Here is a 26,804-nt window from a genome sequence, read left to right as displayed (position 1 = left end):
AAATATATCCAAAATGGCAGGTGTTATTGCGGCTCCATTCCATATAGAATAGGTGGCGTAATACACAGCCGTCCTTTTTGGCAAGCGCTTTCAATTTATACAGCGCATTTGGATTTCAACCAGTCATGAATGGCGCAATAAGAGGGGGGAGCATCGAACCGATTCAACGAAAAGTTATCGAAAGGCTCGCAGTTTATGGTCGTCTACAACGGTACAGGAGGGATTTCATGTTCAAAAAGCTATGTAATATCACCTTAGCCGCTTCGCTGTCATTCTCGGTCGGTGGAGCTGCTTTCGCAAGCTCGCCGGGAGATCAGGCCAAGGAAGCACCAGGAAGGAAAGGCATCCAGGAACAAGCTTACAGCTGGGACCGCGCAAAAGTGGTCGGCGGCGGCTTCATTCCGGGCATTGTATTCAATCCGAGCGAGAAGGACCTCATCTATGCACGTACCGATATTGGCGGTGCTTATCGCTGGAATCCGGAGACCGGCTCCTGGATTCAGCTAATGAATTTCGTAGGCTTCGACGAATGGAATATGCTCGGTGTGGAAAGCTTGGCAACGGACCCTGTGGATCCGGACCGATTGTATATCGCGGCCGGTACATACACGAACGACTGGACGGATATGAACGGTGTGCTGCTTCGATCGAAGGACCGCGGCGACAGCTTCGAGCGTACAGCGCTTCCATTCAAGCTTGGCGGCAATATGCCGGGCCGGTCCATGGGTGAGCGGCTCGCGATTGATCCCAACGACAATCGGGTCCTGTATTTGGGGGCGCGCAGCGGAAACGGGCTGTGGAGAAGCACAGATTACGGGAAAACCTGGGGCAAGGTGGCCAGCTTCCCGAATGACGGCAGCGCAAAGGATTATTATGGCGATATCGTCGGACCGGTATGGATTACATTCGACCCGACAACGGGCAGCCGGGGAAAAGCAACGCAGACCATTTACGTCGGAGTTGCCGATACGGTCAACAGTATTTACCGGAGCACTGATGGCGGCCAGTCATGGGAGCTGCTTCCCGGGCAGCCGCGGCAAAATTTCTTTCCGCATCACGGCGTATTAAGCTCAAATGGGAATTTGTATATTACGTATAATGAGTTTATCGGTCCATATGACGGCGGAACGGGAGCCGTATGGAAGTACAATACGAAGACGGGCCAGTGGACGGATGTCAGCCCGACAGGCAGCACCGAGCATCCGTATGGAGGCATCTCAGTGGATGCCAGACATCCGGATACGCTGATGGTGGCGACGATGAACAAGTGGTGGCCGGACGAGTTCATCTACCGCAGCACGGACGGTGGCAAAACATGGACATCGCTATGGACGCTTGACTATTCGAAGGATCCGGTAAGAGAAAACCGGTTTACGATCGATTACGCGATATCTCCATGGCTGGACTGGGGAGAGAAGAAAGCGCTGCCCGAAATTTCGCCTAAGCTGGGCTGGATGATCGGCGATCTGGAGATCGATCCGTTCGATTCGGACCGCATCCTGTATGGTACGGGGGCGACGCTATACGGGACCGATAACATGACCGCACTTGATCGGGGGCAGAACGTCAACATTTCCGTGCAGGCGAACGGGATCGAAGAAACGGCGATTCTCGGCCTGATCAGTCCTCCATCGGGAGCCCCGCTGCTGAGTGCGATGGGGGATATCGGGGGCTTCCGGCATGAGGATTTGACAAAAGCGCCGCAGATGATTACCAATCCGTATCTGGGTACCAGCACCGATATCGACTATGCGGAAAAGAACCCCAACATCATCGTTCGGGTAGGGAATGCGGAAGGAACGGCCCCAAGAATGGGCGTTTCTATGGATAACGGGAAGACCTGGACACCGGCCGCCAATGCCTGGCCATCGGCCGAGGGCGACAAAACCGAAGGCGGATGGGTGGCCGTCGGCGCGGACGGAAGCCGGATTGTCTGGAGTCCGATAAGCAGTTCATCCGAGAGCGTACGCCCTGTAAGCTACACCAAGGACCGGGGAGTTACCTGGCATGCTTCGCAAGGGATACCGGAAGGAGCGATCATTTCTTCCGATCGGGTAAATCCGAGCAAGTTCTATGGCATAGCCAACGGCAAGTTCTATATCAGTAACGATGGCGGCGCAACCTTTACAGCCTCTCAGGCGACGGGGCTGCCGCAGACCTTGACCAGCAAATTCAAAGCGGTTCCGGGAGCGGAAGGGGAAATATGGATTGCGGCGGCCAAAGACAACAGCAACACGCAAAGCGCTTATGGTTTATGGCACTCCACGGATTCCGGCAATAGCTTCGTCAAGCTGGAGGGTATCCAGGAAGCGGCTACCATCGGCTTCGGCAAGGCTGCACCTGGACAAAACGTGATGGCGCTATACAGCTACGCCAAAATAAACAACAAGTACGGGGTTTACCGTTCGGACAACGGGGGAGCCAGCTGGATTCGAATCAATGACGATGAGCATCAATTCGGATCGGCCAATCGCGCCATAACCGGCGATCCGCGGGTATACGGAAGGGTGTACATCGGGACCAACGGTTTGGGCATCGTGGTCGGAGATATCCAGTCCGATTCCAAAGGAAACGCGAAGCCTGGCAAACAGGATAAAGACAAAGACAAGGATAAAGATAAAACAGAAAAGCAGGACGATAAAAATAACAAGGACAATAAGAACAATAAGAACAATAAGAACAGTAAAAACAATCAAGGGAATAAGAACAACGGCAAAAATAACAAAAACAACAACGGCAATAAGAACAACTAGCAATAAGGTCTTCAGCAACATTAACAAAAACAGTTGAGCGTTAGACGAAACGTCTACGCGCAGCGGGCCGGGAAGGTATTCCTTCCTCGGCCTTTATTTTTTGGCAGCTGTTCGAATTAAGATTTAAGTTTTGACTAAACCTGCTTCATCCTATCCATGAATACGCAAGCTGCTGCCTGATCGTCGAAGGCGAATGCCAACATTTGCTTAGTGTATTGAATATGAGCCGCTTCAAGCGTATCATGAAAAGACGACAGTATTTCGGATGGGGAGAACAGTTTGCTGCATAAGAAAAGATCAGGCGAATGGACCGCCTGTTTGTTATTGATGGTTATTACCATCATAGGTGCCCAGATGGCTGCACCTGGAATGGCATGGCTATGGGGACTGGGCCTCATTCTGGCGGGTTATGCTCTCCGTAACGCCTCGGAGGAGTTAGGCAGAGCCACGATAACAGCTGCTTGCATTACGTTTGGATACCGGATGTACAGCGCGCTGGGAGACTACATAAAAGAATGGCTCGCCGATGACATGGGACTGGCAGTGGGGTTGTCAAGGCTAAGTTTAATCGCGTTCATTCTGCCCATGGCCATCTTCAGCTGCTTCCAAAAGAGCAAGCCCCGTTATATGGCCGTAGGGAAATGGAGCAATCCGATCTATTTCCCATGGATCATGCGAGGGTTATACAAGGAACCGATCTGGCGATTTATCCTCATATTTACGGCCGTAACGGGAGCCGTGTTTGCCTTCCTCATCGATTGGGGGCAGCCTGGACTCATCGCTCTGATCGGATATGCGCTCCTATTCGCATCCATCAATGCCGTTCTGGAGGAGCTGCTGTGGCGCGGTTATATTCTAAGCCGCCTAACGGAAGACTTCGGCGAAATCCAAGGACTGGTGATTGCCGGAGCTGCCTTCGGTTTCTACCATCTGCACTTGGGCTTCCCGTGGATCGTCTGCCTGTTATTTTCCTTCTTTGGCATGATGATGAGCGGCGTAGCCATCCGCTCACAGGGTCTGGCTCCGGTCATCACCATGCATTTCGTCATGAATATGTGGTTTGTTCTCAGCGGGATGATCCTCTGACGGCAGCCGGTGCAAGGAATAGACGGTTAACAGCTGCGGCCGGAATCTCAAATCGAACGATTCTCCATTTCATGCCATTGTCATCGCGGACAAAATGCTTGCGGAATCATCCGGCAATTGAACATGAATTAACCGAAATCGAAAATAGCGGCAGATCTAGGGCGCCTTCGGGCCGCCCTCTTTTTATGGAGTCCGGACTCTGCGTCCAAGCACATCCTGCAATATGGTCGATTCCGTCTGTCTGAGACAAACTAGGCGCTTACTGGCAGTGCAAGCTTCTGCTTCCACGCCAAAGGGGAGACTAATTTCCCCTGTCTTGACGCACGATTTTTAGAAGTAACGAAAAATTTTTTTAAAAAAGTTGCAGGGGCAGGCATGTAGTCTTGCGTCAATTGATATTGGGAAGGAGGGGAGAGTTATTGAAGCTGAACGATTAATAAGACGCATCCTTCAAGGCGAGCAGGAGGCCTTTCGGGAGCTGGTTGATACGTACAGCCAGCATGTGTTCCATACCGCATACTCGGTGCTTCGAGATATCAAGGATGCGGAGGATGCGTCGCAGGAAGTCTTCATCCAAGTCTATAGAGCTCTCCCCCAATACCGTTCCGAAGGCTTTAAGACCTGGATCACCCGCATTGCCTTAAATAAAGCGATCGACATGAAACGTAAGCGGGATCGTAAACCGCCTGAGCATGGGGCGGGCGGAAGTGAAGAAGTATTAGACAAGCTCCCCTCCGCGGAAGAAGATACCGTTACTTTGCTCATTCATAAGGAGCGTAGGGAGACGCTGCGGGCGCGAATTGATGAGCTGCCTGCCAATCACCGGGAGATCATATCGGCATTTTATTTGGAAGAGAAGAATTATGAGCAGATTAGCTCCGAGCTGAACGTTTCGGTCAAAACGGTGGAATCAAAGCTGTACCGGGCCCGGCAATGGATCCGGACGCACTGGAAGGAGGAAGAGTGGAAATGACATGGTCGATTCAAGAGCGCAAAGCAATGACAGAGCGTTATATAAAAGGGGAAGCCGCCCCGGAAGAACGGGCTTTGTATGAAGAGCGCCTGTTGTCGGACGATTCGTTGCTTGAGCTCTATATGGAGGCGCTTAGCCGCCAAGACGGACTGCCGGATCTGCCGGACCCGGCCTTATTCGCGGATCGAGTCATGAATCACGAAAAGATTAAGCCGTATCCGCGAAGAGCAGCCGCATACGCATCGGACCGGCCGAAGCGATGGTATGAGAAGGCGATCGTTCACTATGCGATTGCCGCATCCGTCACACTGCTGTTCCTGTTTACCGGTGCGTTCGAAAGACTGCAGTCGGTCAGTCCGGAGCAAGGGGCGCCGCTTTCCCAATCGCCGTCCTACAGCGATCAGCTGGTAGAAAAAACATCGGGCTGGATTGACAGCCTGCTGCCCAAATAAGGATTTTTGGAAAGGAAGATGAACTGTGCAACCGCAGCGTAGCAAAATGCTTGCATTCATATTGAATTTTGTCCCTGGCCTCGGCCACTATTACTGGGGGAGAAACGGACGGGCAGTCCTCTATCCGCTGCTCTTCTTCGGCGGCTTGTTGGGAGGATTGGTGCTCACGTTTATGGCTGGCTCCAATACCGTGTTTGTCATGAGCATCCTTGGCGCATTGCTGATCTGGGGCATCAGTATGCTCGATTTACTAATGGCTCTGCTTCGTTACACGCCGGTTTCCTACGTTTATGATGAATATGGCCGGCCCATGGAAGTGCCGAACGAACGAAGCGACGATTCCGAACGCTTCTTCACGATCCTGCTGTCGTTTATACCCGGGCTGGGACATTTCCAGCTTGGCTTGATGCAGCGCGGATTGTCTTTTCTGATCGCATTCTTCGGGCTTGGCACCATCCTGGTGTTTCTGACCGGATTGACGCACGAGTCGGTATTTCTGCTCTTTCTGGGCATCTTGCCGGTGATCTGGCTGTACTGCATGTTCGATGTCGTTCAGCTCCTTAACCGTAAGCAGGCAGGAGAGTTCTTGATGGACCGGACGCTGTTCGAAGAGCTGGAGAGCGGTCGTGAGAGCGGACGGCGCAGCAAAGTGTTTGCTACGATGCTGTCTGCATTCCCTGGAGCGGGGCAAATGTACCTCGGACTGCAGAAGCGGGGCCTCCAGCTGATGATCCTGTTTCTGGGCAGCATCTATGTGCTGGATGTGCTTAGACTGTCCTTGTTTCTGTTTATGATTCCGCTGATCTGGTGCTATGCCTTTTTCGACGGCCTGCAGCAGGTCAGCCGCTACGGCCGGGAGCCGCTGCGCGACCGGCCGATCATCGCCAGCACATCCGGCCAGCAGCGCTGGCTCGGTTTAGGACTTGTGCTGCTGGGCATTTACTTCGTATTTTCCAGTGTGGTCCTGCCGTATCTCGAGACGCTGTTCCCGAATCTGTACCTGGATTCCCGGATCCGGGATTTCATGAAGACGGCGATCGTTACGGTGCTGCTGATCGGCGGCGGCATCAAGCTGATGATGGCACCGAAGCAGGGAGCACGGTTCGAGGACCGGCCTTACGATGATTTCGACCGCGATTAATCGGCGGAAGGGATGAGGAGGAGATATTTGTGGTTAAAAATTTGGCGTATGTGCTGTACATTTTACTGTTTGTGGTGACATGCCTGTTCGTCGTAAACCATTACCTGCCATCGGATCCGGAGCCGTATGCGAGGATTTCCTACGTAGAGTATGAGCAGGGACATTTATAAAGGCATCCGTTAGTCATATCCAAGAAGCAAAAAACATGTAAAACGATCCTGGAGAAGGATCGCTTTACATGTTTTTTAATTTGCGTTCAACCAGGATGTAAATCAGGATAAACACGACGAGCGTTGCAATACCCGTAGCCGTAAAGCTGCCGGTCAGCCTCGCGATGGCGAGCAGGACGACCCCGAAGATCATGAGCAGCAGGCTGACGTAGGCGTTGGCGACTTTAAAACGCCGCTCGCTTTTAAGCGAAGACGTTGTTTTGTAGGCATAAAAGCTCTTGATGCTCTTGGGAGGAACCAGGTATAGGAGCAATCCATACAAAATAAAGATGATGCCTATGGCTAATCCTTGAATCACGGAATACACACTCCTCAGGAAAATGATGCCCGCTCTGTGCCCCGAGCGTCTAGAAACAATCGGGGCGCAGCGGACTTAGCGTAAAGCGGTTTGCCCGGCGTCCGGGCTCGCTCACTTAGGGTTAGGGTTTACCTTGCCTGGTTACTGCCTGCAGCGTTCAGGAGAAGGCGGCGGTAGGTGTATTCAAAAATAAATTCAAACGCCTCCAGATGCTTCTTCGCCTCGAAGGCGTTCCGCCCCCAGGCATAGATGCCGTGATTCCGCAGAAGGATCCCGGGCACGGAGGGATCAAGAGCATCCGGGACAAGCGCCGCGATTTTCGGGATGTCCGCATAGTTGGGCAGAATCGGTATGGAGATGGCGGCATCCTCTTCCCAAATATTGAACGCCTTGATCAGCTCGATGCCCTGCGCAGGAACGAAGCCCTGATCACCGTACCATTCGCTGACCAGGTTGTTGTCGATCGTATGCACATGGAAAATGGCCCCGCAGCCGGTCTTGCGATAAATTTCGCAGTGGATCAAGGTTTCGGCGCTAGGCTTGAGCCCGGTCGTCTCGCACGGCTTCCCGTTACGGTCAACAAACAGATAATCCTCCGGCGTATGTACGGACTTGTCCTTTCCGCTCGCGGTTATAGCAAAGTAAAACTCCTCGGGCGTAAAGTCGCCGACGCGGACCGAGAGATTTCCGCTTGTTCCGGGAAACCAGTTGCGCGAGGCAAAAAGCTCCTTGACGCCGCGCAGGTCGTCAAGGGCTGCTTGTTTTTGTTCCAGCAGGATATCGGCAAATGCCATATCACAGCACCCCCTGTTTCAGCTTGTCGTTCAGATCGGCATAGATGTCGGTAAAGGTCTCGAACGGCACATGATGCACGCCCAGCTTCCGGCACTGCTCCGTGAGCGTGGAGCGCGAGTACACCAGATCGGCCTGCTTGGCCCCTTCGAAATCGGTGAGGCTGTCTCCGATCAGAATCCGGTAATATTGATCCGCCGGGAATCGGTCCATCACGGTAACCTTGCACATGCCGCAATCGTTCGTGCACGAATCCTTGCATGGATGCGGCCATGTAATCTCGATCGTGTCCCCCTCAAAATTGGAGCCGTTGCAGAATATATGGTCTGCCGGAATGCCGTACGGCTTCAGGATCGGATCGACGAAGAAATCGATACCGCCGCTCGTGACGAAAAACTCGATGCTTTCTTGCTTCAGATACTCAAGAAAAGCGTCGAAGCCTTCGCGGATGCCGGCATGCTCGAGCACGAAGGATGTAATCTCCTCTTTCATGGAGGAAGGGAAGAGGGCGAACATCCGCCCGACCCCTTCCCGGATCGAGATCGTCCGCTCGACCGTATCCTTCATGATTCCCTCATAGCCTTCCGGTTTGAAATGCTTCATAATGGCTACAATATTGTCGTTGTTCGTGATCGTTCCGTCAAAATCGCAAAAAATGACGGGCGTTTTTCCTTGAGCTGTCATGCTTCTCCTCCCCAGATGTCCAGCGCGGCTTTCAGTTCTTCATGCTCCTCCGCATAGTGGGCAAGCGGCACGGATTTCATCGTCGCTTCGATCGCCTGAACGAAGGCTCTTCCGCCGGCTTCAGTGCCCAGCGGATGGCCGTGTATGCCTCCGCCGGCATTCACCACGACATCTGTTCCGAAGTCGCGGATAATGCGCGGTACGAGTCCAGGATGGATGCCTGCCGACGGAACCGGCATGCTCCGCTTGACGCCGAGCTTGACGGTATGCAGCTCGTCCCGAATGCCGAGGTTCTCTTCCCGCGGCATCGTGACCGAGCCGTAAGGCGACGGGAACAGGACCAGGTCGGCGCCGGCGATCCGCATCAGCTGGCCGAGCAGAACCGGCGCGGCGATTCCGTGATGCGGAGACGGGTAGATGGCCCCTGCCAAAGCCGGATGAGCTTCGATCGGCACGTTGATGTCCGGATCGGAGCTGAGCTCGTGCAGGACGTCATATCCGTAGGACAGGACGTTGAACAGCAGCGCGTTGGCGCCGGCGTCGATCGCTCGCAGCGCCTGATCCCGCAGCTTCGAAGTATGTCCTGTCAGATTGGCTGCATACAGCAGCTTTTTGCCCGTCTGCTGCTCGACCTCGCGGGCAGCTTCGATACATAAGCGAACCCGTGTCTCGATCGGGGTCAACTCATTTTCGAACAGGATTTCATCATCCTTAATCAGGTCAACGCCGCCGAGGGCCTGGCGAATGAATTGCTCCCTAAGCTCATCTGCGCTTAGCCCGATCACCGATTTGAAGATGCTCATCAAGAGCGGACGGTCATGAACTCCGAGCAGGTCGCGCACGCCGTCGATCCCAAATTTCGGCCCCGGGAATGCTGACAGGAAATCCGGCGAAAGATCCAGGTTGGTCAGCTTGATGCGGCCGTCCATGGATATCTTGCCGAATACCGTCACAAGCAGGGCTGGAATGTCCCGGCTGAAGTTGATATCCGGATAGGCGATGCTGATATCGGCATAACGGCTGCCGGGCTCCCAGCCTTCATGGACCTGGATGTCCACCACTTCGCCTAGATGCTTCTGCATGGCTTCCTGCTTGGCCGCAGGCAGCTCGGTCCAGCTCCCGACCGTCATGCCAACGGCGATGGAGGTCGCCTTTTTACGAAAATCCGCCTGGTCGTCATAAATTCTGTAGGTTGCGATTGAACGGCTCATAGGGCTTGCTCCTTCAGCATCGCGCCCATTTCTTTGGAGCGCTCTGCGCAGCGGTTGACGGCAGCGATGACCGTCTCAAAGAAATCGCCGCGGTCCAGCGTTTCAAGGGCTGCTTGCGTGGAGCCGTTCGGCGATGTGATTTTTGCCCGTAGGGCTGCCGGCTGCTCGCCGGTTTGCTGCACCATTCGGGCTGCGCCCAGAATCGTCTGGAGCGTCAGGTCGCGGCTTTGTTCAGGCGATAAGCCGCCGCGGATGCCGGCAGCCGTCATCGCTTCCATCATATAGTAGAAGTAAGCTGGACCGCTTCCCGAGATGCCGGTAAGAATGTCCATTTTCTCCTCTTCAATGACGGTCACCTGGCCCACCGCTTCAAATAATGTTAGGACGAGCTGGCGCTGCTCCTCGCTGATTTCCTTGGAGAAGGAGATGCCGGTCGAGCCCAGTCCGATCGAAGCGGACGTATTCGGCATCGTGCGTGCTATTGGCTGATTCGTGCCGAGCAGCGTTTGGGTCGTATGAATCGAGAGGCCGGCAATGACCGAAATGATCAGCTGATCGGCGGACAGGATCGACCCTAGCTCCTTCAATACCTTTGCAGCATCCTTTGGTTTCATGGCCAGCACGATGACTGGGGAGGTTTTGAGAATTTGATGCTTCGCGTCCGCATCGCTGTTAAACTGGACGCCGTAGCGTTGACTGAGCTCCTCGAGACGCTGGACATTGCTGCGGTTCAGCATCGTAATGCGCTCGGGCTGTACGACATGGCGGGTTACAAGGCCCTTCACGATCGCTTCAGCCATCGAGCCCGCCCCGTAAAATGTAATGGCTTTATCGATCAGCGGGCGGTTCTGTGGGGTTTGGCACATAGTAGGTTTCCTCCTTCATGGATGATATGAATGAATGTATTTTTATTCTCGTATTTGGCCACTACCGATAATAACATATTTGGAGGAAGTAAGCGCAGGAAGGCCCATAGGTCCCCGGGCGTGCAGCTTCTGGGTGCTGATACCGATTTCGGCCCCGAAGCCGAATTCGAATCCGTCGGTAAAGCGCGTCGACGCATTATGATACACGGCGGCGGCATCGACTTCCTGAAGGAAGCGCTCGGCATTCTGCCCATTCTCCGTCACAATGCATTCGGAATGCTTGGTGCCGTATTCTGCAATGTGCGCGAGAGCCTGATCGAGATCGTCCACGATTTTAACATTTAAAACATAGTCGTTGTACTCGGTCGCATAATCCTCGGAAGAGGCTTCGCGGGCCCAAGGTGCATAAGACAGCGTGCGCGCGCAGCCGCGAAGCTCTACATTCCGTTCCTTGAAGGCTTCGGCCAAGGAATGAAGATGGGATTTGGCAAACGCCTCATGGACGAGCAGCGTCTCCATCGCATTGCAGACCGAAGGGCGCTGAACCTTGGCATTGAGGCTGATCGCGGCAGCCATGTCGGGCTGAGCCGACTCGTCGATATACGTATGGCAGATGCCGGCACCTGTTTCAATGACGGGCACGGTGGAATTCATAACGACATTCTGAATCAGCGAGCTGCCTCCGCGAGGAATAATGACATCGAGCAGCCCGTTCAGCTTCAGCATCTCGTCAACGGACGAGCGGTTCGCGTCCTCGATGAGCTGCAGGGATGCCGCAGGGAGCGCGGTCCGCTCCATCGCTTCGTGGAGGACCTCCACGATTTTGCGGTTGGACGAGAGAGCGGAGGAGCCCCCGCGGAGCACGACGGCGTTGCCCGTCTTTAGACAGAGTCCCGCCGCGTCCACCGTTACATTCGGGCGGGCTTCATAGATGATGCCGATGACGCCGAGAGGGACGCGTTTCTTTACAATATGCAGGCCGTTCGGACGCTCAATCGTCTCGAGCGTGTCGCCGATCGGGTCCGGAAGCTCCACGATCTGCCGCAGCCCCTCGGCAATGCCGAGGATCCGTTCTTCATTCAGCGCAAGCCGGTCCAGCAGGGAGGAGGACGTTCCGTTCTCCTTGCCGCGCCGGAGGTCTTCGGCATTCGCCTCCATGATATCACTGGCGCGCGCGATCAGCGCGTCGGCCATTTCAAGCAGAGCCTTATTCTTTTCATTCGTGGTCAGCTTGCCGAGCACGGCGGCGGTTTGTTTGGCAAGCTGTGCTTTTTCCCTTACTTCACTCACGGTTCATTCCTCCTTATAATCAAGCGATCGTTATGATCCAATCATCGTTATTTCAGGGTAATCCATTCGTCCCGGTGAATCACCTCAAGCCGGTGCACGTCGCCGATCAGCTCGAACACGCGGCTGCTCGGCAAGCCGATGACGGCCTGCAGCTGCTCCTCGTCATAATTGACGATGCCCCTTCCGAGCCGTTCCCGGTTCATGTTCAGCACTTCGACGACATCTCCGGCATGGAAGCTGCCTTCCAGCCGCTTGATGCCGACCGGCAGCAGGCTGTGCCCGCCGTGAAGGAGCGCTTCCTCCGCGCCCTCATCGACGATGATCCGTCCCAAGGGAGATGACATAAAGCCTAGCCACTGTTTTTTCATCGGCAGAGAGGAGAGTTGTGTTGCGAAATACGTGCCCTTCCCCTGATGCTCGTAGGCCAGCAGCAGATCTCCCGCCGCGTCCGCTCTTCCGATGAAGACCGGAACGCCGCCGCGCGTTGCGATTTTGGCTGCGTCGATCTTGGAACGCATCCCGCCGGTACCGACGCTGGTGCCTGCGCCTCCGGCCATGCCGTATATCTCTTCGGTAATTTCCTCGATCTCCTCATACCGGGTGGCATCGGGAGATTTGCGCGGATCCGCCGTATACAACCCGTCGGTATCCGTCAGGATGATGAGCTGCTGCGCTCGAACGAGGTTAGCCACGAGGGCGGAAAGCGTATCATTGTCTCCGAATTTCAGCTCATCAATCGAGACGGTGTCATTCTCGTTAATGATCGGTATGATGCCCTGCTTCAGCAGCTCCGAAATGGTCATATTCGCATTGTTCATGCGCTTCCGGTTCGCAAAATCAGTCCGGGTCAGCAAAATCTGCGCCGCCTTCAGCCGGTGCTCCGCTAGGGCATTCTGGTATGCCCTCATCAGCAGCGCCTGGCCGAGCGCAGCCGCGGCCTGCTTCTCATGAAGCAGCTTCGGCCTGCTCTCATAGCCGATCTCCCGGAAGCCTGCGGCAACCGCGCCGGAGGTCACGAGGAGAACCTCATGGCCGGCACCGCGCAGGGCTGCCAGCTCGGCAGCGAAGAAGGCGACGGAATCCAGATTCAAGCCGCCTTCCTCGGTTGTGAGGGAGCTGCTTCCGATCTTGACGACGATGCGTGAGCTCATCGCAATCACTTCCTTGTACGTATTTTTAGTCTCTAGCATTGATGGATGCATGATCATAGAAATAAAAAAACTTCCGTCCTTGAAAAAGGACGAAAGCTAGTCTTCCGCGGTACCACCTTTATTGATGAGCTATTTCATGCCCATCCGGCTTTGGCCTTGTAACAGAAGGCGCTGTCCTGCTTGAAGCAGGCCGCTCGGGGGTAGGTTTCGGAAAGGGGCCGCGCCGAGCCCTCTCAGCCAGTGGAGCTCGTTCTCTGGTTTGCGCGCCGTATGCTTTCGTACTGGTCCCGTCATCGCGTTTGACGATTCAATGTTCATGTATTGCAAGAATATCATATTGATGCCGTTTTTTCAAAGCAAAAACGAAGCTTCTAGAAGAGGCCCAGCTTGCCGATTCGATATGCCGCTTCCTGCATCCGCTCCTCACTGCTCAGCAGACCGACGCGGACATACCCTTCGCCGTGATCGCCGAAACCGACTCCCGGGGCAACGGCAACCTTGGCTTCCTCAAGGAGCAGGTTTGCAAACGCAACGGACGTATAGCCCTTGGGAACAGGCAGCCAGCTAAAGAACGAGCCTGCCGGCTTCGGCGCATCCCAGCCGATCTCCGACAACGCTGCGAAGAATGCGTCCCGCCGGCTTTGATAACGGCTTACCAGCGTTTGGACGCAATCCTGGGGGGCAGTCAGGGCAGTAGCCGCTGCTGCCTGAATTCCTCCGAACAAGCTGACGTAAATATGGTCCTGAAGCAGGTTGATCAACGAGATGATCTTCGCGTTCCCGAGAGCGAAGCCAACCCGCCAGCCGGCCATATTATACGTTTTGGACAGCGTATAGAACTCCACGCCGACGTCCTTGGCTCCCTCAGCCTGCAGAAAGCTGACAGGCTGCTTGCCGTCGAAGCCGATCGCGCCGTAAGCGAAATCGCTGGCCACAACGATTCCGTGCTTTGCGGCAAAGTCCACGGTCTCCTCGTAAAAGGACAGGGGAGCTACCGCCGAGGTCGGGTTGTTCGGATAGTTCAGGAACATCAGCTTAGCCCGCTCCCGGTCGGACGGGGCGATGCGGCTATAATCGGGAAGAAAGCCGTTGTCCGCCGTAAGCGGCATAAACTTCATTTCAGCGCGGGCAAGAGCAACGCCGGACCAGTAATCCGGATAACCCGGATCGGGCACGAGACAGACGTCCCCGGGATTAAGGAGCACTTGCGGGAGCTGGACGAGCCCGGTCTTTCCGCCGAACAGAATGGCGACCTCGGTTTCCGGATCCAGATCCACGTTATAATCCTCCTTATAACGATGGGCAATCGCTTCCTTAAGAAACGAATAGCCGGTAAACGGCGAGTATTTATGATATTGAGGATTGTCGGCTGCCTCCTTCAGGCTTGCCACGATATGAGGAGGCGTCGGCTGATCGGGATTCCCCTGGCCGAGATTAATGACGTCGTGACCCTGGGCCACCTGCCTGTTGACATTCGAGACCAGCGTCGCGAAAAACTGGGTCGGCAGCGTCGGCATTATCTCGGCCGGCTCGATATGGAATGGTTGATTAGGTTTGCTCATGGCGGATTCATCACTCCGGTTATTGAATTGCGCTTGATTCCCCTTCATTATGCATGGTTGTATCAGCGGTCTTAAAACAATTAGCATTAATTTATCACGATTTATCCGGGGTGTATAGAGGGAAATGGCGTACAGGGTTGCGGCGGCAGGCCCTTCGGGGCTATGATGATGTCAAGAACAGCCGAGGGTTCGTTTGGACAAGGACCGCTTGCGCTAAACCATGAGTATTTGACCTGATTCCTAATTCAAAAGAATATAGGCATGACAAGGGGGAACCGAAAGTGACTGGAGGAGCTAAGCCTCAATTGAATATCGCGCTCATTCAAGCTTATATCGAGATAGGCGAACCGGGCGCCAATACGAACCATTTGGCGGCGATGATGGAGAAGGCCGTATCCGCAGAAGAAAGGCCGGACGTGATCGTGCTGCCGGAAATGTGGAATACCGGGTATGCGCTGGACCGGATTGGAGAGCTTGCCGACCCGAACGGGGAGGAGACGAAGCGGCGGCTGAGCGACTTCGCCAAGCGGCATGGCGTTCATATCGTAGGCGGATCGGTAGCGGAGAAGATCGGCGATCGGATATACAACACGATGTACGTATTTGGAAGGGATGGCGAGATTACCGCAAGGTATTCGAAAATGCATCTGTTCCGTTTGATGGATGAAGAGAAGTTTCTTCATGCCGGAGAGGAAGCGGTCACCTTTGATCTGGAGGGCTTGAAAGCCGGGGCATCGATCTGCTATGACGTCCGATTTCCTGAGCTGTCCCGTACGCTGGCGCTGGCAGGCGCGAACGTGTTGTTCGTTCCGGCCGAGTGGCCGCATCCGAGACTCCATCACTGGAGGACGCTCCTGACGGCCCGGGCTATCGAGAATCAAATGTATGTCGTTGCCTGCAATCGGGTCGGCCGCAGCGGAGAGACGGAGTTTTTCGGGCATTCCTTGCTGATCGATCCTTGGGGTGAAGTGATTGCCGAAGGCGGTGAAGAGGAATCCATCGTCACCGGCACGCTGGATTGCACCCTACCAGGTGAAGTGAAGGGGCGGATTCCGGTGTTCGAGGACCGGAGGCCTCACTTGTATTTTAAGTAAGGTTTTTGCAAAAATCCAAAGCAAAAGAAAGCAAGGATGCGCACCTGAAATTTCAGTTTCATATGCGGTCAGGCGGGTATACTATGGGTAATCCGACTGAGAGGAGGTTTTCGAACGCATGGCAGAGAACAACCAATTCGACAGCCGCGGCATTGAGCAGGAAGATCAGAAGGCGCAGTTTCGCAGCTTCGTCGAGCAAGTAACGGGCGGCGGAAGCAACAGCAGGAACGAGTCCTTACAAGATCAATCGCGCACGGCGGATGAGCAAAATCGGATGATCGACCAGCACAATCTGCGAAAATAGCTCGCCGATCAAAATTCACGGCAGCTGACGCTCTTTCGCAGGTTAGGATGGCAGGCACGGTACTAGGACAGAGAAAAATAAAAAAAGCAGGCCCTTGTTATAGGTCATTGACCTTGGCAAGGGCCCTTTGCTGCGGGTTTATACGAATAGAAGGAACCCGTTTCCGATTTCGGATGAATCAGGACGGACTCCCGATTACTCACGTACGCTTTCCACCACGAGTTTATCCATGACCTGCTTGAAGGTATCGATGAAGGCGTCCGCCGCCTTCGACAAATACCGTCCATTGCGGAAGGCAACGACGAGCGTCCGGCTGGGGACCGGCTCGGCAAGCGGCAGATAGACGGGGATAAACTCGCTTCGCTTCGCTCTGGCAATGAATCGCGGGACTAGCGTAACCCCCATGCCCGTCGCGACCAGGGACTGCAAGGTTTCGATGTTATTGCTCTCGAACACCACCTTCGGCTCGAAGCCTGCTTCGCGGCAAATATCGAATGTAAGCTTCCGAAAGCCCTGACCCTTCTTCAGCACCACGAATTCCTCGTCCCGGATTTCATCAAGGGAAATCGGCCGGACCGGGTCATGCGCCGCCCGCCGTGCCAGCTTATGCTGCGGCGGAACCGCGAGATCGATCATCTCTTCGCCGATCGGAATCCAGGATAGCGAAGGCTCGGTGAGCGGGAGCGCCAACAGGCTCAGATCAGCCTTGCCGCTCGCCGTCAGCTTCTCCAGGTTCATGGAGGAGTCCTCCAGGAGCGTGATTTCAATATCCGGATACCCTTTCTTGAACGCCGGCAGCACCCTTGGCAGCAGATGGGACCCCGTGATCGGCATGCTGCCGACGACGACCTTGCCTTTGCGAAGCTGGGAAATGTCGGACATCTCCTGCTTCAGCTGCTCGACCGCGTCCATGATCTTCTGGGCATGCTCCACAAAGCTTGCGCCTGCGTGCGTCAGCTCGACCGAGCTGGTGTTGCGCTGAAACAGCAGAACGCCAAGCTCCTTCTCCAGCTTGGACAGCTGCTGGCTCAGCGAGGGCTGGGCGATGTGGAGCTTCTCCGCGGCCCGGGAAAAGTTCTTGTCCGCTGCGATTTGCAGCGTATATTGCAGTTGTCTAAGTTCCATGAAGATCATCACCCCGTTATAGCTGTATCCTATTACATCTATAGTTATTATATCTTGGAACAATGAAGATGGAAATGATATATTACTATCAACGTAAGGATGATGCGCTGCAAAGCTTGTACCACAAGGCGATCAAGGGCGGTCATCCTGTCAATGGACGATAGAACAATGGGGTGATATTGATGGGTAAGAAGACAATGTTCGAGAAGATTTGGGATAATCACGTTATTCATCAGGAAGAGGGTAAACCGGGCATTTTGTACATCGACCTGCATCTCGTTCACGAGGTGACTTCGCCGCAGGCGTTCGAGGGACTGCGTCTCAGCGGCCGCAAAGTGCGCCGTCCGGAGCTGACATTCGCTACGATGGACCACAACGTGCCGACTAAGGACCGCTATAACATTACGGATCCGATCTCCAAGCAGCAGATCGATACGTTGACCAAGAACTGCCAGGACTTCGGCGTAACGCTGTTTGATCTGGACACCATCGATCAGGGCGTCGTTCACGTCATGGGACCGGAGCTGGGACTGACGCATCCGGGGAAAACGATCGTGTGCGGCGACAGCCACACCTCCACGCACGGGGCATTCGGAGCGCTAGCTTTCGGGATCGGCACAAGCGAGGTTGAGCATGTGCTTGCAACGCAGTGCCTTCAGCAGGCGAAAGCCAAGACGATGGAAGTGCGCTTTGTAGGCAAACGCAATCCAGGCGTAACGGCTAAGGATATGATTCTTGGCGTCATCGCAAAATACGGAACGGATTTTGCGACCGGATACGTCATTGAATACACGGGCGAGGCGATCCGGGAGCTGTCGATGGAAGAGCGGATGACGGTCTGCAACATGTCGATCGAAGGCGGAGCGAGAGCAGGGATGATCGCACCGGATGAGACGACCTTCGAATATTTGCGCGGACGTCAATACGTGCCGCAAGGCGAAGCCTTTGATGAGGCTGTAGCAGCTTGGAAAGAGCTCGTAACCGACGAGGGTGCCGAGTTCGACAAGGTTGTGGAATTCGACGTTGAATCGCTGATTCCGCAAGTAACCTGGGGAACAAGCCCGGGCATGGGAACCGACATTACGTCAACCGTTCCGAATCCGGCCGATTTCAAGACGGAAAACGAACGGAAAGCTGCTGAAAAGGCGCTTGAATACATGGCGCTCGTTCCTGGTACGCCGATGTCGGAAATTCCGATCGATTACGTGTTCATCGGCTCCTGCACCAACGGACGCATCGAAGACCTGCGTGCAGCGGCGGCGGTTGCCAAAGGCCACAAAGTGGCGGATAACGTGACGGCAATCGTCGTTCCGGGCTCGGGACGCGTCAAGCTCCAAGCCGAGAAGGAAGGGCTTGACAAAATTTTCATCGAAGCCGGTTTTGAATGGCGTGAAGCGGGCTGCAGCATGTGTCTTGCGATGAACCCGGACGTGCTTCAGCCAGGACAGCGCTGCGCTTCGACGTCGAACCGGAATTTCGAAGGACGTCAAGGCCGCGGCGGCAGAACGCATCTCGTATCTCCTGCCATGGCGGCAGCGGCGGCCGTGAAAGGCCATTTCGTTGATGTTCGCGACTGGAATTTTGTTGCTGAAGAAGTTGTAAGCTAAGAGGACGGAGGAGAAACGTATGCAAGCATTTACGAAATTAACCGGTATCGTGGCGCCTGTCGACCGCGTGAATGTCGATACCGACGCAATTATACCTAAGCAATTTCTGAAACGGATCGAGCGCACAGGGTTTGGGCAGTTCCTGTTCTATGAATGGCGCTTTGACGAGCAGGGGGAGGAAATTGAAAGTTTCCCGCTTAACCAGCCGCGTTATCAAGGCGCTTCGATCCTGATTTCGCGGGCAAACTTCGGCTGCGGTTCCTCCCGGGAGCATGCGCCTTGGGCAATCCTGGATTACGGCTTCCGCGTTGTCATTGCACCGTCGTTTGCCGATATTTTCTATAACAACTGCTTCAAGAACGGCATTCTGCCGATCAAGCTTTCCGAGGAGCAGGTGGAAGAGCTGTTCCAGCGCACCGATGCCAATGCCGGTTATCAGCTGAACGTCGATCTTGAGAGCAAGACGATTACCGATAATCAAGGATTTCATATCGACTTCGACCTTGATGAGCACCGCCGCCAGTTTCTGCTTCAGGGCTTGGACGATATCGGCTTGACGCTCCAGCACGAGAGCGAGATCGACGCTTACGAGAAGAAGCACGCATCCCGTCTGTTTGCCTAATTGCGAAGGTTTGCTCGTCAAAAGATTACAAGATTATTAAACTTCCATTTCTTATGTAGGAAATGGAAGTTTTTTTTGGTATGATGGAAGTAATATGCAGCAATTGTTCACAGAAGAGCGTGAATGTCGGTATTTGTCCGGTACATTTTTTCTCCGAAAATGCCGATTTACATAAATGATAGATTGTAAGTGGCGGTTTGTCGGTATGTCGGTTCTATATGTAGAAAATTCAATCATGGGATGATCGAGGTGGATTCATGAAGAAGTTAGGTTTTTTGTTGGCGCTGATTCTATGTTTGCTGGTGTTTCCTAAGTCCGTGGACGCGGCTTCTTCCGGCGCAGCCATTTATCTGGACGGACAGCAGCTGAATTTGTCGTCCGGCGTCAAAGTCGACAACATCAAGGGAAATGTGATGATACCGATCCGGGTCGTATCGGAGAACCTCGGATTTGACGTGCGCTGGGACAAGTCCTCGCGGTCGGTGACGGTGTCGAGTAGCGACAAGAGCGTGCGCATGGTTGTCGGCAACGCTCAAGCGGAGCTGGACGGCGAACTGGTCGATTTAAATCTTCCTCCGGTATTAAGCGGGGACACGACGCTGGTCCCGCTGCGCTTCGTCAGCCAACAAATGGGCCTGGACGTCAAGTGGGACAACGCAGCAAAAGCGGTCTACCTGACATCGCCCGTTCCTTCGTCTCCGGATGCAGGTACCTCGCCGGGGAGCGGAGGAGGTTCGGGGACGGACTCGTCTGCTCCTGGGAATAACGCCGATTTATCGACCTTGACTGGGATTTCTTTCAGCGACAATCGTTTGATGATCTCCACAGAGGGAACGGTTGCTCCGAGTGTATTTCCGATGAAGGGGCCGGACCGCATCGTGGTGGATTTGCCGAATACGGCATTTTCCGAAGCCTTTCTGGCCGATCACGTAATGAATCCCAGCAGCGGCGGCGAGATGGCCGTAACGGATTATCCCGACGTAGCCAAGATCCGGTTTGCGCTTTTCAGCCATAGCCCGTCAACAGTACGGGTTGTCATTGATTTGAACGGACCCGCGAGCTACGGGGTGACTCATGAATCGGGGCTGACGATCGTGGATCTGAATGCAGAGGGAGATATGGTGATACCGCCTGTTCCTCCGGTATCCGGAAGCGGCAAGAAGATTGTGGTCATCGACGCCGGACATGGCGGCAGTCAGCCGGGGGCGACCAGCGTGACGGGCAAATCGGAGAAGGTCATGAACCTTGACCTGGCACTCAAGGTTGAGGCCCTGCTTAAGAATGAGAAGAACATTGAAGTCGTGATGACGCGCAGCAATGATTCCACGCTAGGACTCAAGGATCGGGTGAAGATCGCCAACGATTTGAAAGCGGACATTTTCGTCTCGATCCACGGCAACAGCAGCACGTCCAGCAGTCCGAACGGCACGGAAACATATTATACGAGAGATGCGAGCAAACAGCTCGCCAATGTGATCCACAAGCATTTGGCCAAAGCGACTGGGCTGTTCGACAGGGGCGTTAAATACAGCAGCCTGCATGTAACCCGGGAAACGAAGATGCCGGCGGTCCTCCTCGAAATCGGCTTCCTGAGCAATAAGGGTGATGAAGCCCAGTTGTTTAACGAAGATTTTCAGAATCGTGTTGCACAAGGTATTGTTGAGGGTATAAAAGAATATCTTAAGTGAGGTTTTTACTTGAGGCTCATCGAACCGCAGCTACTTACATAGGACGGATAAAAAAATGATGAGACCTGAATACTTCCTTCACGTACAATTACCTGTACAAGATTTTATGAACCTAGAGGGGGACACAACGATGAACAAGAAATATTGGATGACAGGAATGCTGGCGCTGCTGCTTGTTTTTAGCGCAGGCTGCGGCCAGAAGCCGGCTGCAGCCCCCGCCGATACTCCGGAACAGACCGTGGATGCGGATCAGGCGGATCCAGGCGATCAGGCGGCTGGCCAAGATAACGAGGATGAGGCAGTAGAACCGGTTAACGCTGGAGTACCGGAGGGAACAGGCCAGACTGCGTCCGGCGGGGAAAGCACAACACCACCGGCCAGCGGAAAGGATACGCCTCCGACTGAACCTGAGAAGGTAGATGCTGCCGTCAACCCTGAGAATAAGTCGAGCATCAAGCTCTACTATACCGACCCGGAGGTAATGGAGCTTAAAGAGGCAAGCCGTGAGATCACCTACTCGGGTGACGAGGATAAGTATAAAAAAGCATTCGAGGCTCTCCAAACGAGCTCTGACGCATCCCTTAACCCGTTATGGTCGGATAAAATTACGTTGAAATCGTTAAAGTTCGATCAAGGTGCATTGACGCTCGACATCAGCAAGCCGGCTGAGGCGAATCTGGGCGCGGGAGGTGAAATGTTCGCCATTGACGCCTTGCAGAAGACCTTTTTCCAATTTGAAGAGGTCAAATCGATCGAACTGCTGGTCGACGGACAGCAGATCGAAAGCTTGATGGGGCATGTGGAGATTGAACATCCTATGACTCGAAAATAATACTGTTGAACTACTTGGTTTCTCATATATGAAAGCCGAAACTCCTATTTCAGTGATGAAGTAGGAGTTTTTTTTGGTAATATGGGAACAATTTCGCAACTTTCAGCCAGGGTCAGCGTCTAAAGTTTGTCAGGTAATGTCGGACAGGCCGATTGCAGAAACGCCAATCTATGGCAAAATAATAGGATGGTAGGGGTGAAGGATGAAGAAGTTCGGTTTTTTATTGTTTCTGGTTGTCATGATGATTGCGTTTCCTAAGATGGCGGATGCAAGTTCGTACAGCGCAAAAATTTACCTGGACGGTCAACAAATCAATGTGTCATCGGGTGCCAAGGTGGAAAACATCAATGGGACGGTCATGGTGCCGATTCGAATCGTATCCGAGAATCTTGGCTTTCAGGTTGATTGGAGTAAGGCAACCAAAACGGTAACTGTCCAAGACGGATCCCAGAAAGTAACGATGACTATCGGAAGCCAGTATGCCGACATCAACGGGCAGCGGGTCCAAATGACCAAAGCGCCGGTTCTTCGAGGCGGGACGACGATCGTTCCGATTCGATTTGTCAGTGAACAGATGGGGATGCAGGTTCGATGGGACAACGGGACAAAATCGGTGCATTTGACTTCCGGCAATGCAGGAAGCAACCCGGATGGAGCCGATGGGGCCCACACGGCCACGGTAGACGGCATAAGCTTCAGCGACAATAAACTGATGGTTGCTGTCACAGGCAATGCCAAACCGAGCATTTCGAAGCTGGGCAATCCGGACCGTATCGTCATCGATATGGTCAATACGGAGTTTTCTGACAGCTTCGGCACCATGAACGATTATGACGAAGTGAACAAATTCGGACAGATGGCGGTGTCCGGGTACTCCGACGTGAAGTCGGTTCGTTATTCGCTCTATAACAGCAGCCCTCTCACGGTTAGGATCGTGCTTGATCTGAACCAACCGGCAAACTATACGGTTTCCGGGCTTGAGAACGGCTCCGGGATCTTGACCGTGGCACTGACTGCTGCTACAGATCCATCACCGGGTACAAGCGGCAAAAAGATCGTCGTGATTGATGCCGGTCATGGGGATCATGATCCGGGGGCAATCGGCGTCACGAAGAAGAGGGAGAAGGATTTCAACCTTGCCATGGCGCTGAAGGTCGAGAAGCTGCTTGCGAATGAACCGAATATTGATGTTGTGTTGACCCGAAGCACGGATAAATTTCTCGAGCTGAAGGATCGCGCAAAATTGGCGAACGATCTGAAAGCGGACGTTTTCATATCGATACATGCGAACAGCGGCCCTTCCGCCGCAACGGGCACGGAAACGTATTATTACGACCAATCCGACAAAGCGCTGGCAGCCGCCTTGCACAAAGAAATCGTCAAGGCCATGGGCTTGAAGGACCGCGGAGTAAGATACGGCAATTTCCATGTCATTCGCGAGACGAAGATGCCGGGAGCGCTGCTGGAAGTCGGCTTCATGAGCAACAAGACCGATGAGAGCAAGCTGTTTGATCCCGCAACCCAGGATCGTGTGGCAGCGGCCATTGTTCGCGGTATTAAAAATTATTTGAATGTGAATTGATGAGACGAGTCCAGTGTAATTTGCAGGAGGTGGCGATTTTGAACAAAAAAATATGGTCGGCCGGATTTCTGGCAGCCGTCATGCTGATCGGCGCCGGCTGCGGACAGAAGCCCGGAGCTGCGCCGGACGACACGCCGGAGCAGGTAACTCCTGCACCCGAAGATCAGACAGGCCATGGAAGCGGCGGCGTGACGAACGGCTCGGGCGGGACGTCAGGAGCCGGAAACGAAGCGACTGCGCCCGAAATGAAGACGGAGAGCATCAAAGCGTATTATACCGACCCCGAGATGATGGAGCTGGTCGAAGGTAGAGCTGAGATTTCCTATAAGGATGAGCTTGGGAAATACGAGGCCGCATTCAAGACGCTCCAGCAGAGCAGCGATGCGGACAAGCTTCCGCTGTGGGAGAAAATCCAGCTTCATTCGGTACAATTCGAAAGCGGCAAGCTGACGATTGATGTAGCCGTTCCGGACGAAGCCAATCTGGGGGCCGGCGGAGAGTCGTTTGCTGTCGATGCGCTCAAGAAGACATTTTTCCAGTTCGACGAGGTGGAATCGATCCAGCTTCTCGTCGACGGACAGCAGACGGAGTCCTTGATGGGGCACGTCGATATGGAAAATCCGATGACTCGGTAATGATGGTTGAAGGAGATCACGATCTGCTGTCGAATAGTAGTATATGATGAAGCAGTAGTTAGGAGAGGGGAAAGAGAATGGTACTTAGACACAGCAAACATATTCATTCCAAAAAAGTGGTCTCCGCCGTCATGGCCGGACTTATAGCATTGGGGGGCGGCGCTTCCGCCGTATCAGCAAATGAAACGTCGGGAGGCACGGCAGCAAGCACAACGCAATCAAGCCTAAGAGCATTCAGTGATGTCGCTGCAGGCTATTGGGGAGAAAAGTACATTTATCAGTTGGCGGCACAAGGGATCGTTACGGGGAGTAGCGGAAAGTTCAGACCGAATGATCCGGTTACACAGCAGGAAGCTGTGACGATGGCGATCCGCTTTTTAAGCATGCAGGATCAGCTAGGCAGCGGCGCTGCGACATTACCGACAAATATTAAAGTTAACGATTATTTCACGCAGTACGTTCAACTGGCTTTTCAGCAAAGCCTGCTCGACAAGCAAAAGGAGTCCGGTTATTCGGACGAAAAGGTCATCTGGGGTGCGCAGAAAGCATCGCGGGAATGGGTTACCGAAATGCTGGTGCGTTCCATCGGACGTACCGCGGAGGCAAATGCCGCCAAGAATAATGCGACAGGCTTTGCAGATAATGCCAAAATTTCTCCGGATCGCCTTGGCTATGTGAACGTAGCGGTAGAGTTAGGGCTGGCCCAGGGCGTCAACGGCAATAAGTTCGATCCGCAAGGAGCTGTGACGAGAGCCCAGCTGGCAACGTTCTTCAGCCGTGCGCAAGCGTATATCGATACGAAATATGTCAACCAATACGAAGGCTATATCGCTTCCTTGGATAATGGCAAGCTCGAATTGTACGTTGACGGCAAGCTGCACTCGTTCAAGCTGGATGCATCGACCGCGTACTTTACTTCGGATTCCGCGAAGAGACAGCAATTCTCCGATCTGAAACCTTATACGAAGGTTGTGGTCGTAGCGAATAACGGAACTGCGGCTTATGTGGAAACCAAGGATCCTGCACAGCAAGTGGAGCGTTTCGAGCGTACATATGCACGACTGTCGCCAAATCATGTCATTTGGTTCGATACAGGCAGCACCTTTGAGGAGCTGAGCTATGATGCCAATACGCTGTTCCTCGATCAAAACGGGAATAAAATTGATCCGAAGACCCTTGCAGCAGGCAGCCTGCTTACCATTGAACGCGAAACCTTCAGCCCGCAAAAACGAATCGTATCGATTCGCGTTAAGAGCGGGCTGGTGAATAAGTCGTCTGAGGGCGTCATCACGAGCATCGACACCGTAAATAAGACGATCACTCTGAAGGACAGCACAGGATACGAGGATACGTTTGCCTGGGACGAGAAGACCGTGATCCGTTACCAGAATCAAATTCTGACTCCGGCTGAGCTGAAGGCGGGCTACACGGTGAAATTCTTGGTGGAGAACAGCGTTCTTCAGTCCGTGGAAGTTGCGCAAAGCGTAGAACGTACCGTTCAAGGCATGCTGTATGCGGTTGAAGAGAACGGCAAGACGATCACCTACAAGCGGAATGGCAGCACGCAGCTCGAAACGAAGTTTTTGGCTGACAAGCCTGAGATTATCGTCAGCGGCGTAGCGAAGCCGGTTCTCTCGGATCTGCTGGCAGATGCCGTTTCCGGAGACAAGGTTTTGCTGACGATCAATGGGGAAGAGCAAGTGACCAAGATTGAGGTAACCGGCCGGCAGATGGAACAGCTCGATGCCGCTACCATCGTGAACTATGATCCAAAGACGCGTTGGTTGACCGTTCGTGATGCGAATAACCAGCCGCGGGTCATCATTTTGGATGAGAAGACGAAGCTCGAAGCAAGCACGGGAACGACGCTCGATAAAGTGGAGCCGCTCTTGGGCGCAGGACGCAAAGTGAGCGTGTCGGTTATCGGGACCCGGGCACTGTCGCTGGAAGTTGTATACAAGGTCGAAGGCAAGGTCAGCAGCATCAATACGTCCAAGAAAATCATCTCGATTGTGGACGCGAACGGTAAAGTGGAAGAAATTCCGTATAACACCACGCTGATCGTTGAAATTTTCGGCAAATCTTCCGCATCGCTGGCGGATGTCCGAGTAGGTGACGAAGTGTCAGCTCAATTGTCGACTAACCAGGATTATCTGCAGACGTTAAAAGTGAAGACGGCAGCCCAGTTCGAGGTTGTCTTTACGGAGCCTTCGAAGAACCGGATTCGTGTAAAAGCAAACGGAACGACCAGCGATATTTATACCGATAAAGCAACGCTGACGGGCGAGAGCGGACAAGCTATCCTGCTTGCCGACCTCCGTCCGGGCACGCTGGTCAACATATCCCTTCAAGGTAACACGGCCGTGGCCATATCTGAAGTGAAGCTGACGCTTGGCGAGATCACGAATGTGGACGCATCCGGTAATGTGGTGACCGTGAAGGATTATGCCGGCAACAGTCAAGCCATTGGGGTAAGCGCAGGAGTGAAGGTCGTCCGCAACGGCTCGACGGCTACGAACTTGAGCACGCTTGCCGCTTCAGATCGCGTTGAAATCCGTAAGGATATTCAAGGCGTGACGATTATTAATGTGATGGAAAAGCTGGAGCGCTCCTTCTGGCAGTCCAGCAATTCCGAAATCCAGGTGAAGCGCAAATCGATCAACGATAACTATCGCTTCGCCCTGTCGGATAAAGTATTTGTTCATCAAGGTGACACGACTTTATCCGTGCAATCCCTGAAGGAAAATGATAATATTGTACTGTACCTGAACAACGGTGTCGTTGTGGAGATTGTAAAACAGTAGGATTTATCATCCGGGGATTACT

24 protein-coding genes are annotated in these 26,804 nt (G+C 53.8%); 15 read left to right on the top strand and 9 right to left on the bottom strand.

Going from position 1 to position 26,804, the window contains the following annotated elements; genetic code table 11:
• The first annotated feature begins 227 nt into the window (after positions 1 to 227).
• The 6 genes from NSQ46_RS18850 to NSQ46_RS18825 all read left to right on the top strand — a co-directional run bounded on the left by NSQ46_RS18850 (position 228) and on the right by NSQ46_RS18825 (position 6,575).
• A complete protein-coding gene (locus NSQ46_RS18850) occupies positions 228 to 2,753 on the top strand; it encodes a xyloglucanase (RefSeq protein ID WP_342574327.1) in 2,526 nt (841 codons plus the stop codon).
• 279 nt (positions 2,754 to 3,032) lie between these two features.
• Entirely contained in the window at positions 3,033 to 3,839 is an 807-nt protein-coding gene (locus NSQ46_RS18845; protein WP_342574326.1) for a CPBP family intramembrane glutamic endopeptidase, read from the top strand.
• Between the two features lie 361 nt (positions 3,840 to 4,200).
• Positions 4,201 to 4,812 carry a sigma-70 family RNA polymerase sigma factor gene (locus NSQ46_RS18840; RefSeq protein WP_342574325.1) on the top strand — a complete coding sequence of 204 codons (612 nt, stop codon included), beginning with the start codon at positions 4,201 to 4,203 and terminating at the stop codon, positions 4,810 to 4,812.
• A complete protein-coding gene (locus NSQ46_RS18835) occupies positions 4,809 to 5,264 on the top strand; it encodes a hypothetical protein (protein ID WP_007129876.1) in 456 nt (151 codons plus the stop codon). Before NSQ46_RS18840 ends, NSQ46_RS18835 begins: the two co-directional genes overlap by 4 nt.
• 25 nt (positions 5,265 to 5,289) lie before the next feature.
• Positions 5,290 to 6,405 carry a hypothetical protein gene (locus NSQ46_RS18830; protein WP_028403596.1) on the top strand — a complete coding sequence of 372 codons (1,116 nt, stop codon included), beginning with the start codon at positions 5,290 to 5,292 and terminating at the stop codon, positions 6,403 to 6,405.
• Positions 6,406 to 6,434: 29 nt separating this feature from the next.
• On the top strand, positions 6,435 to 6,575 hold the full coding sequence (locus NSQ46_RS18825) for a hypothetical protein (protein WP_007129878.1): 141 nt from the start codon (positions 6,435 to 6,437) through the stop codon (positions 6,573 to 6,575).
• A 64-nt stretch (positions 6,576 to 6,639) separates the two neighbouring features.
• Here the strand turns inward: NSQ46_RS18825 and NSQ46_RS18820 are convergent, their stop codons facing one another.
• The 8 genes from NSQ46_RS18820 to NSQ46_RS18785 all read right to left on the bottom strand — a co-directional run bounded on the left by NSQ46_RS18820 (position 6,640) and on the right by NSQ46_RS18785 (position 14,489).
• Positions 6,640 to 6,933: an SdpI family protein gene (locus NSQ46_RS18820; protein ID WP_007129879.1), complete on the bottom strand. Its 294-nt coding sequence runs from the start codon at positions 6,931 to 6,933 to the stop codon at positions 6,640 to 6,642.
• Positions 6,934 to 7,061: 128 nt separating this feature from the next.
• Complete coding sequence (locus tag NSQ46_RS18815) at positions 7,062 to 7,727, bottom strand: methylthioribulose 1-phosphate dehydratase (RefSeq protein WP_007129880.1); 666 nt, start codon at positions 7,725 to 7,727, stop codon at positions 7,062 to 7,064.
• Position 7,728: 1 nt separating this feature from the next.
• Positions 7,729 to 8,409, bottom strand: a complete 681-nt coding sequence (locus NSQ46_RS18810; protein ID WP_342574323.1) for a 2-hydroxy-3-keto-5-methylthiopentenyl-1-phosphate phosphatase — start codon at positions 8,407 to 8,409, stop codon at positions 7,729 to 7,731.
• Positions 8,406 to 9,620, bottom strand: coding sequence for a 2,3-diketo-5-methylthiopentyl-1-phosphate enolase (locus tag NSQ46_RS18805; RefSeq protein ID WP_342574322.1), 1,215 nt, complete (start codon positions 9,618 to 9,620; stop codon positions 8,406 to 8,408). The genes NSQ46_RS18810 and NSQ46_RS18805 overlap by 4 nt, the downstream gene beginning before the upstream one ends.
• Positions 9,617 to 10,486, bottom strand: coding sequence for a pyrroline-5-carboxylate reductase (gene proC, locus NSQ46_RS18800; RefSeq protein ID WP_342574320.1), 870 nt, complete (start codon positions 10,484 to 10,486; stop codon positions 9,617 to 9,619). Before proC ends, NSQ46_RS18805 begins: the two co-directional genes overlap by 4 nt.
• Positions 10,487 to 10,528: 42 nt before the next feature.
• A complete protein-coding gene (locus tag NSQ46_RS18795) occupies positions 10,529 to 11,776 on the bottom strand; it encodes a glutamate-5-semialdehyde dehydrogenase (RefSeq protein ID WP_210094614.1) in 1,248 nt (415 codons plus the stop codon).
• A 47-nt stretch (positions 11,777 to 11,823) separates the two neighbouring features.
• On the bottom strand, positions 11,824 to 12,927 hold the full coding sequence (gene proB, locus NSQ46_RS18790) for a glutamate 5-kinase (RefSeq protein WP_245255921.1): 1,104 nt from the start codon (positions 12,925 to 12,927) through the stop codon (positions 11,824 to 11,826).
• Between the two features lie 371 nt (positions 12,928 to 13,298).
• A complete protein-coding gene (locus NSQ46_RS18785; RefSeq protein WP_210094612.1) occupies positions 13,299 to 14,489 on the bottom strand; it encodes a pyridoxal phosphate-dependent aminotransferase in 1,191 nt (396 codons plus the stop codon).
• Positions 14,490 to 14,770: 281 nt separating this feature from the next.
• Between NSQ46_RS18785 and NSQ46_RS18780 the strand changes: the two genes are divergently transcribed.
• Together NSQ46_RS18780 and NSQ46_RS18775 are read left to right on the top strand one after the other, a co-directional pair.
• The gene (locus tag NSQ46_RS18780) at positions 14,771 to 15,583 is read left to right on the top strand and encodes a carbon-nitrogen family hydrolase (protein WP_028403590.1); all 813 of its coding nucleotides are present in this window, start codon (positions 14,771 to 14,773) and stop codon (positions 15,581 to 15,583) included.
• 118 nt (positions 15,584 to 15,701) lie between these two features.
• Positions 15,702 to 15,887: a hypothetical protein gene (locus NSQ46_RS18775; protein ID WP_007129888.1), complete on the top strand. Its 186-nt coding sequence runs from the start codon at positions 15,702 to 15,704 to the stop codon at positions 15,885 to 15,887.
• Between the two features lie 195 nt (positions 15,888 to 16,082).
• On the opposite strand, the gene NSQ46_RS18770 is transcribed toward NSQ46_RS18775, so the two are convergent.
• A complete protein-coding gene (locus NSQ46_RS18770) occupies positions 16,083 to 17,012 on the bottom strand; it encodes a LysR family transcriptional regulator (protein WP_028403589.1) in 930 nt (309 codons plus the stop codon).
• 182 nt (positions 17,013 to 17,194) lie between these two features.
• Here NSQ46_RS18770 and leuC point away from each other — a divergent pair, with 182 nt between their 5' ends.
• From leuC to NSQ46_RS18735, 7 genes are all read left to right on the top strand, one after another.
• Positions 17,195 to 18,619 carry a 3-isopropylmalate dehydratase large subunit gene (gene leuC / locus NSQ46_RS18765; protein ID WP_028403588.1) on the top strand — a complete coding sequence of 475 codons (1,425 nt, stop codon included), beginning with the start codon at positions 17,195 to 17,197 and terminating at the stop codon, positions 18,617 to 18,619.
• Between the two features lie 19 nt (positions 18,620 to 18,638).
• Positions 18,639 to 19,241 carry a 3-isopropylmalate dehydratase small subunit gene (leuD, locus tag NSQ46_RS18760; protein WP_028403587.1) on the top strand — a complete coding sequence of 201 codons (603 nt, stop codon included), beginning with the start codon at positions 18,639 to 18,641 and terminating at the stop codon, positions 19,239 to 19,241.
• A gap of 257 nt (positions 19,242 to 19,498) precedes the next feature.
• A complete protein-coding gene (locus tag NSQ46_RS18755) occupies positions 19,499 to 20,929 on the top strand; it encodes an N-acetylmuramoyl-L-alanine amidase family protein (RefSeq protein WP_007129892.1) in 1,431 nt (476 codons plus the stop codon).
• Between the two features lie 130 nt (positions 20,930 to 21,059).
• Positions 21,060 to 21,761 carry a GerMN domain-containing protein gene (locus NSQ46_RS18750; RefSeq protein ID WP_028403586.1) on the top strand — a complete coding sequence of 234 codons (702 nt, stop codon included), beginning with the start codon at positions 21,060 to 21,062 and terminating at the stop codon, positions 21,759 to 21,761.
• Positions 21,762 to 21,963: 202 nt separating this feature from the next.
• Positions 21,964 to 23,343: an N-acetylmuramoyl-L-alanine amidase family protein gene (locus NSQ46_RS18745; protein ID WP_028403585.1), complete on the top strand. Its 1,380-nt coding sequence runs from the start codon at positions 21,964 to 21,966 to the stop codon at positions 23,341 to 23,343.
• A gap of 38 nt (positions 23,344 to 23,381) precedes the next feature.
• Positions 23,382 to 23,978 carry a GerMN domain-containing protein gene (locus NSQ46_RS18740; protein WP_028403584.1) on the top strand — a complete coding sequence of 199 codons (597 nt, stop codon included), beginning with the start codon at positions 23,382 to 23,384 and terminating at the stop codon, positions 23,976 to 23,978.
• A 77-nt stretch (positions 23,979 to 24,055) separates the two neighbouring features.
• Positions 24,056 to 26,782: an S-layer homology domain-containing protein gene (locus NSQ46_RS18735; protein WP_028403583.1), complete on the top strand. Its 2,727-nt coding sequence runs from the start codon at positions 24,056 to 24,058 to the stop codon at positions 26,780 to 26,782.
• The last annotated feature ends 22 nt before the right edge of the window (positions 26,783 to 26,804 follow it).

Source organism: Paenibacillus sp. FSL M8-0142 (assembly GCF_038597315.1).
Taxonomy (GTDB): domain Bacteria; phylum Bacillota; class Bacilli; order Paenibacillales; family Paenibacillaceae; genus Paenibacillus_AQ; species Paenibacillus_AQ lactis.
This window is presented reverse-complemented; position numbering and strand designations above follow the sequence as displayed.